We start from the raw sequence: 7,644 nt of genomic DNA, 5'->3' as shown, positions 1-7,644 counted from the left end.
CCTTAATAAGTGACTAACTTTTTATCTGTTTGAAATAATGTATAAATCCATTCACTATAATGTTAATTTAGCATAGTTTATTAATCCTTTATCGGTCCGCAACGCACCAATATGGCGCAGCCTGATCTGCCGACCCTGGAAATGGAAACCTTCTGCGCCGGAATTTTTTCGGGGACGTTCCTTAATAAACTAGTAAATGGCTATTTAGTATCTTATTAAGGGGCGTCCCCAAGAATTACATACTCCACGGAATTCGAATACGATCAGCGGGACCGGGTTGTCGCGGCCACAGATATTCTGGATGAATCCGACTCGAGGACTTCCTATATGGAGTACGATGATTTAGGCCGTCCAGTTGCCGTCACGGACAAGGAAAGCAGTGTCACAACCTACGAATACGACGCCCTGAATAGGCTGGTTAGCATAACCGACGCTACGGGCGCAACCGTCAAGTATTCCTACGACTTGCGCGGCAACATGCTGTCCCTGGAAGACGGGGAGGGCAATCTTACCCAATTTGAGTATGACAAAAATAACCGGCTGGTAAAGGAAATCCGGCCCATGGGCCAGGAAACCTCCTACGTCTACGACGGCCGAGGCAGCCTGACCGAAAAGATCGACGCCAAAAATCAGAAAACCGTCTACACATACAATGATGCCGACAGGCTGGCCCAGGTGCAGTATTATGAATCGTCCGACTGGGATAACGCGGTCAAGACCGTTCTATTTACCTACGACAGCCTGGGCAATCTCCTGACCTACGACGACGGCGTCACCTCCGGAACATACACTTACGACGAACTCTACCGGAAAACCAATGCAGCGATGGACTATGGGCTGTTCGCCAAGGAATTCTCCTACTCCTATTACAAGAACGGCCTTAAGGAATCTTACACCGGCCCGGACGGCGTCACCTACACCTACACCTACGACAACGCCAACCAATGGGTGAGCATGGACATCCCCGGCCAGGGCGCCATCACCAACAACGTGTTCAACTGGACCCGTCCTATTCTAGGGGACGTCCCTGATTAATCGCCTAACTTGACGCGGATGAGGGATTGGTGTAAGGTTATGGTATTATGCCTCGCCAATCCCGATTAGACGCTCCCGGCCTATTGCATCATGTGATGATCCGGGGCATTGAGCGTAAACCGATTTTTTCCGACGACCAGGACCGGGACGCCTTGATGGATCGTCTCGCCCTGGTTCTGTCCGAAACCCAGACCGCCTGCTACGCCTGGGTGTTCATGGACAATCACGCTCATTTTCTGTTTCGCAGTCCGCCGGCTGGAATCTCCCACGTCATGCGCCGCCTTATGACCGGATACGCCGGATATTTCAATCGCAGGCATTTCCGTCATGGCCCCTTGTTTCAAAATCGGTTCAAGACCGTGCTGTGCCAGGAAAACGCCTATTTTAAAGAACTGGTCCGATACATTCATCTGAATCCCCTGAGAGCGGGAGCGGTTTCCGACCTCAAGGGCCTTGCAGCCCACCGGTATTGCGGTCATAGGGTCCTCCTGGGAAAAGGTCCATGCCCTTGGCAAGATGCGGAGTTTGTTTTGGCTTCTTTTGGAGGCTCCTTGCGCGCCTCCCGCAAGCGCTACAACGATTTTGTGAAGGCCGGGCTGACCATGGGCAGGCGAGAGGATCTGACAGGGGGCGGCCTGGTTCGGAGCCTGGGAGGATGGGACGCTGTGAAAGCCTCGTTTCCGTCCAAGGAGTCCAGGCAGAAAAGCGACCAGCGAATTCTGGGGGACGGTGATTTTGTTCGGTCGATCCTGACTCAGGCCAAGGAAAACCTTTCCGCCAAGTATCTTCTGGCAGCCAAAGGCATAGACAAGGCAAGCGCGTTGGAAAAGGCCTCGGGCCTTTTCGGAGTGGACCCGGAATGGGTTCTCAGAAAAATCCGGACGCGGCCGTTGGCTGATGCCCGGAGCCTCTATTGCTATTGGGCTGCAAGAAAATTGGGAGTTTCCCAGGCGGAGTTGGCCATAGAGCTTTCACTGTCCAGTTCCGGTATAGCACGCGCTGTGGAACGCGGACGCCGGATAGCCCTGGTAAACGATTACACCTTGGATGGCTGTGAGTCGGGCCTCTCTTCGTAAAATGGATAGTTAGTGGAATAGTCAGGGACGTCCCCTAAAACCGACGACGGCGTCACCTCCGGAACATACACTTACGACGAACTCTACCGGAAAACCAATGCAGCGATGGACTATGGGCTGTTCGCCAAGGAATTCTCCTACTCCTATTACAAGAACGGCCTTAAGGAATCTTACACCGGCCCGGACGGCGTCACCTACACCTACACCTACGACAACGCCAACCAATGGGTGAGCATGGACATCCCCGGCCAGGGCGCCATCACCAACAACGTGTTCAACTGGACCCGTCCTGTCTCCACAACCTATCCGGGAGGCGCGGTCAGAACCTATTCCTATGACGCCCTCATGCAGACCCAGTCCATTGCGGCTATGGACCCGGCCCAAAACACGGTTATGGACTACCAATATACCCGGGATCTGATGGGCAATATCACGTCCAAGGAAACGGAGGATGGAGACTACACTTATGCCTATGACGAGTTGTACCAGCTAACTTCCGTGGATAATCCCTCGCTGGACGATGAAGGCTACACCTACGACGACGTGGGCAACCGCCTCACGGAACTGGGCGGAGTTCAGGACTACCTGGTTAACGCCAATAACGAGTTGGTCAGCCATGGGGATGTGACCTATACCTACGACGACAACGGAAACACCACGTCCATAACCAATGGAACAGAGGCCGTCAATTATTTCTACGATGTGGAAGACCGCCTGATCCGAGTGGAGGACGGGGATGGAAGCGTTGCCGCGGAATACTATTACGATCCCTTCGGCCGCAGGCTGTGGAAGGACGTCAACGGAACCCGCACCTGCTATTTCTACTCGGACGAAGGTCTGGTCGGGGAATTTTCGGCTGAAGGGACTTTAATAAAGTCTTATGGATACAAGCCTAATTCCACCTGGACCACGAATCCTCTTTTCATGGTCCAGGATTCGGAGTATTATTATTACCAAAACGACCACCTGGGAACGCCCCAAAAGTTGGTAAGCGAAAACGGCGCCGTGGTCTGGTCTGCGGTCTACCACGCCTTCGGCGAAGCCGAGGTGGACGCAGGCTCCACCATCGAGAACAACCTGCGCTTTCCGGGCCAGTATTTTGATGCGGAAACTGGGCTTCATTATAACTTCACTCGCAGTTACATTCCTCAAATAGGAAGATATGTTAGGATAGATACGATTGGGACTAAAGGTGGGGTGAACTTATATTGCTATGTAACAGGAAATCCGGCCAATTTGATTGATCCAGAGGGGCTGATGGGGTGCAAACCGAAACTCCCAGAAATTCCCAAAAGTCCTGGGGATTTTAAAGATGCAATTAAGAAATTAAAGAAAAATGGAAAGGCAATAAAAGAGTGTGCCGAGATGGATGATTCAAACGATTCTTGCGAAGACAAATGGGAGGGATGCCAAGAGTGTTGTAAGGCTGCGGCTCAAGCAATAAATCCAACAGGATTGTGGCATAATTGGTATGTCGCCTGTACTACTTGGTTATGTAACCTCCCACCAGAGTAGGAATAATGTGGACGAAGGTAATAGCCCTCATTTCAAAGTTCAACAATGCCAAAAGAACTATTTGAAATAAAAGGCTACCTTTATCTATTAGACCTATGTAATTTGGACGTCCTCTGCCATTGTCCGAACAGACAACAAGGAGTTTATAAATGTTCAAAAAGATTAAATTTAAAATGGCTCAGATTATAAGTGTGTTACATGGAGCAACCATATTTTTAATATTCATTAGTATCCATAGTCAAATTTCTCAGCTCTATGTTGGAACAAGTTTTTCAAAGACTATTCTCAAGAGTATTTGTGAAATCAAGGTGGAAGTATATAGAATAATTGCGACATGCAGCTATCTTATTATATATGATATTATAATCATGTTTTTTATTACAATATTATCTACATTTGTTTTTTTAAAGTTTTTTTCGTATTTAAGTTGTAGTATTTACTACGTATTCGGAATGCTCATAGGGTCGCTGCTTATGGATTTTGTATGTTTTGTTTGCTTAGGGCAGAAATTTGTATACTTTGTGTCATTAAGTCTTTTATCCGTCAATGTTCACTTATCTGTTGGTATTCTATCTATTTCAATTGGGCTGTGTTATTGGATGGGACTAAAAATAGGCCTACTGTTATATTCTCGGGGGACATTCCGGGGACACAATACTTATTTATCTTGATCTCAAGCGGTTGGTGTGACAAGGAAGGGGTATATTCTCAGGGACATCCTATAATGTCTCCTGTCAATAGAATTCCGGGGACACAATACCTATTTTTGGGGTTTTTGAGAAGTCTCGGGGACATCCTTAATAAACTAGTAAATGGCTATTTAGTATCTTATAGGATGTCCCCGAAAGTCCCGGTTAGTTACTTTGTAACGGACGTTATATAAGGGTGAATTCCGGGGACACAATACCTATTTTTGGGGTTTTCGTCCGGGGGAATTCCGGGGACACAATACTTATTTATCTTGATCTCAAGCGGCTGGTGTGACAAGGAAGGGGTATGGCTCGAATAGCACGGATAGTGGCTCCGGGATATCCCCACCACGTGACGCAGCGGGGCAACCGTCGGCAGGAGACCTTTTTTCGGGATTTTAGGGGACGGGGATTTTAGGGGACGTCCATTCCAAACAAACTAAATTTACATCTAATTGAAATGATGTTTGTTTTTTAGCAACTTTCCTGTTCAGAAACGGATTTCATTAGCATTTCGTCTGAACAACATGTCGTTCTGCGATCCCGGCAGGATACAGCTCTGCCGGGGCTACCCAAACCAAGTCACTCCCTAACCCTCGGGGATGGCGACAATTAATCCACCGAGGTAAATCCTGAAACATGGCGGCTGATCCAGTTGGCCAATTTTTTCGGGGACGTTCCTTAATAAACTAGTAAATGGCTATTTAGTATCTTATTAAGGGGCGTCCCCAAGAATTATACACCTCTTCCCGGGCCGGCTGATGCCCTCGCTGGCTCAATGATCGCTATTGCTTTTTTTTATGACCACATGGATGATATTCCTGATTGTGATGATGGTGGTGACGGTGATGATGATGGCGATGGAGATGGAGGAGATGGAGGAGATGGAGGAGATGACGATGATGGCGATTCGAATTCCCCGGAGAGAACATCACGACAAGCAAGGCGCGATGCAATGCGAAAAAATAATTCACCAACGAGTCGGAGTGCGGATTCACAAACTGGATCAGGAGATAATCGGCAGTATGTAACTGAGGGCTCAGACGGTAAACCAAGGGTTCAAACTCACCATAATGCAGATGCAAAGCATCCTGATAAGCATTGGCATGATGCAAAGCCGAAGGTTGATCCAGCGACAAATGAACCGATAAAAAACAAATATGATCAGATCAAGTATTATAACAACGGAAGTTCATCTTCATCATATTAAAGCTCATAATGGGAGACGTAATAATGAAAACATTGATTAGTAGAGATTTAACAGCAATTATTCAGGCATGGGCAAAGGGAGTTATTCATGCAAATCAGCCAAGGCTTTGTGGGGAGATTGGCCACTTAAGCAAAGCTGATTTAATAAGCATTGTTTGCGCTATATTAGCGGAGTGGAAGGTTGATTTGTTTCTTGTCATGTTCAATATTGGATCTCGAAACATTTCTTATATTATTAGCCAAGACGAGTTGTATAAAATGTTAGGAAGACAAATTGAGAATGAAGGAACATGTGCTTTTATTGATCTAAAGATGGTTGGTGGATGCACTTTTGACTTTTCAAATGATGGGGATAGTTTTTTACTATTCATTGCTGCTTGGGGGGATAGAGAAATTGGTTTAAAAAAACTATCAAAAAGAAGAAATGATTTAGACATATTCCGAGGTAACTGAGGTGTGTCCCGAAACGTTTTAGGGGACATCCTATAATGCCTCCTGTCTAATTCCGGGGACACAATACTAATTTATCTTGGACTTCTCGGGGACGTCCCTGACTAATCCACTAACTTTATATCAATTTGAAATAATGCATAAATTCAGTCATTGCAATATCAATTTAACATAGTTTATTAATACTTTATCGGCCCGTAAGGCGCCAATATGGCGCAGCCTGATCTGCCGACCCTGGAAAAGGAAACCTTCGGCGCCAGGGAATTCACCTCCGTCATCCATAAGGGCATATACAAGTTCGAGCTGGCCTCTTCATCGATTTATCCCGACATCACGGAAGCGGAAATGGATCTGGGCGAGAATATTTTTGGGGACGTCTTTGATTAATTGCTTAACTTGACATTCAGGGTTGGCTTGATGTAAAAGGAGGCTATTATGCCTCGCCAATCCCGATTAGACGCGCCTGGATTATTGCATCATGTGATGGTCCGGGGCATCGAGCGTAAACCGATTTTCTCCGATGACCAGGACCGGGACGCCCTGGTTGATCGCCTCGCATCTGTGCTGCCTGAAACCCAAACCGCCTGCTACGCCTGGGTTTTCATGGATAACCACGCCCATTTTCTGTTCCGCAGCCCGGCGGCCGCGTAGTTTTAGGGGGGCATCCCTTCATTTATCATATTGAAATCATAGCTAAATATTGAATGATATTGATTTAGCGTGGCTCAATAACGTTCGGGTGAGTTATCAAGGGCATGCTGGACAAACCGCGGGCCGCCGCCTCCCCCGTCATTCCCGGAAACAATGCCCCTGCGTTATGCCACAGCATGTTTTCTGTTTTAAAAAACCGCTTGACAGGGCGTCATTATACATATAACAAAAATTATTAGAAGTGTCTAACTATCGGGCGCGAAACCCGTGGTCGAATAAATCGAAACTCCAAACTACACGCCCTTTAGGCAAAGGGCCAACAAAACGGCAGGAAGCATGAGAGCGCCGAATCCGGGAGCGATTCCCAAAAGATACCGGCGCGTTTTTTGGGATTTTCAATTAGAATAATCTATCTTTATTTTGTTTAATAAAGATAGGCGCCGACAAATAAATAACTCGCAGCCTTTTCCTCCGGCTATGCCTCGCAAAAGACCGGAAAAAAACCTGCGTCCGGAAGCATCGTTGAAAGACATGATTTGCATGAAGAAGCATCTTGAGTTGTTTGAAACGGGTCGCCCCTATCCGCCGTCATCAAAAAGCTCCTGCGCAAGGAAGACGTATTCGGGCGCATGGGAGGAGATGAATTCGCCATTCTCCTGCCCGACACCAACGAAGGAGGCGCCCGCCGCGTCGCGGAAAGGCTACGCATGCCCCTGGTCAAAGAACCCCACGACCTCAACGGCGTCAAGGCGACCTTTTCCGCCAGCTTCGGCGCGGCTCAATTGGGAGACAAAGCGGCCCGCCTTTCCACGCTGATCAAACAGGCGGACATGGCCTTGTATTAATCCAAAAACCCCGGGCGCAACCGGGTTTCATGCAACGGCCGCCAGGTTTTTCACGAGTTTTCCTTTTCCGGCCTTATAACCGGTTCGTAGACGCCAGGTTTTAAAGAATTATAGCTGCTTTTTCGGGGGGATTGGGAACCTGCGGCGGGGAGGCGGGAAAAAGCCCTTGACAAA

Annotated in this window: 8 protein-coding genes; all 8 read left to right on the top strand. The window is 47.8% G+C overall.

All coding sequences use genetic code 11. The annotated features are described in order from the left end of the window. Positions 1-234 precede the first annotated feature (234 nt). The 8 genes from BUE18_RS18920 (at position 235) to BUE18_RS18880 (ending at position 7,470) form a co-directional block, all read left to right on the top strand. On the top strand, positions 235-1,035 hold the full coding sequence (locus tag BUE18_RS18920; protein WP_280173710.1) for a hypothetical protein: 801 nt from the start codon (positions 235-237) through the stop codon (positions 1,033-1,035). Positions 1,036-1,082: 47 nt separating this feature from the next. After that, entirely contained in the window at positions 1,083-2,111 is a 1,029-nt protein-coding gene (locus tag BUE18_RS18915) for a transposase (protein WP_073477747.1), read from the top strand. Between the two features lie 105 nt (positions 2,112-2,216). Continuing rightward, entirely contained in the window at positions 2,217-3,626 is a 1,410-nt protein-coding gene (locus tag BUE18_RS18910; protein ID WP_073477746.1) for an RHS repeat domain-containing protein, read from the top strand. 1,467 nt (positions 3,627-5,093) lie between these two features. Continuing rightward, positions 5,094-5,525: a hypothetical protein gene (locus tag BUE18_RS28335; RefSeq protein ID WP_073477744.1), complete on the top strand. Its 432-nt coding sequence runs from the start codon at positions 5,094-5,096 to the stop codon at positions 5,523-5,525. 23 nt (positions 5,526-5,548) lie between these two features. Next, positions 5,549-5,977, top strand: a complete 429-nt coding sequence (locus BUE18_RS18890) for a hypothetical protein (RefSeq protein WP_073477743.1) — start codon at positions 5,549-5,551, stop codon at positions 5,975-5,977. A gap of 207 nt (positions 5,978-6,184) precedes the next feature. Continuing rightward, positions 6,185-6,361: a hypothetical protein gene (locus BUE18_RS28025; RefSeq protein ID WP_170868408.1), complete on the top strand. Its 177-nt coding sequence runs from the start codon at positions 6,185-6,187 to the stop codon at positions 6,359-6,361. A 48-nt stretch (positions 6,362-6,409) separates the two neighbouring features. After that, on the top strand, positions 6,410-6,625 hold the full coding sequence (locus tag BUE18_RS18885) for a transposase (protein ID WP_073477742.1): 216 nt from the start codon (positions 6,410-6,412) through the stop codon (positions 6,623-6,625). Between the two features lie 590 nt (positions 6,626-7,215). Beyond that, the gene (locus tag BUE18_RS18880; protein WP_083611142.1) at positions 7,216-7,470 is read left to right on the top strand and encodes a GGDEF domain-containing protein; all 255 of its coding nucleotides are present in this window, start codon (positions 7,216-7,218) and stop codon (positions 7,468-7,470) included. The last annotated feature ends 174 nt before the right edge of the window (positions 7,471-7,644 follow it).

Origin of the sequence: Desulfatibacillum alkenivorans DSM 16219 (genome assembly GCF_900142135.1) — a bacterium.
GTDB classification, from domain to species: domain Bacteria; phylum Desulfobacterota; class Desulfobacteria; order Desulfobacterales; family Desulfatibacillaceae; genus Desulfatibacillum; species Desulfatibacillum alkenivorans.
Note: the sequence above shows the minus strand (reverse complement) of the source record. Positions and strands in the feature narration are given on the sequence as shown.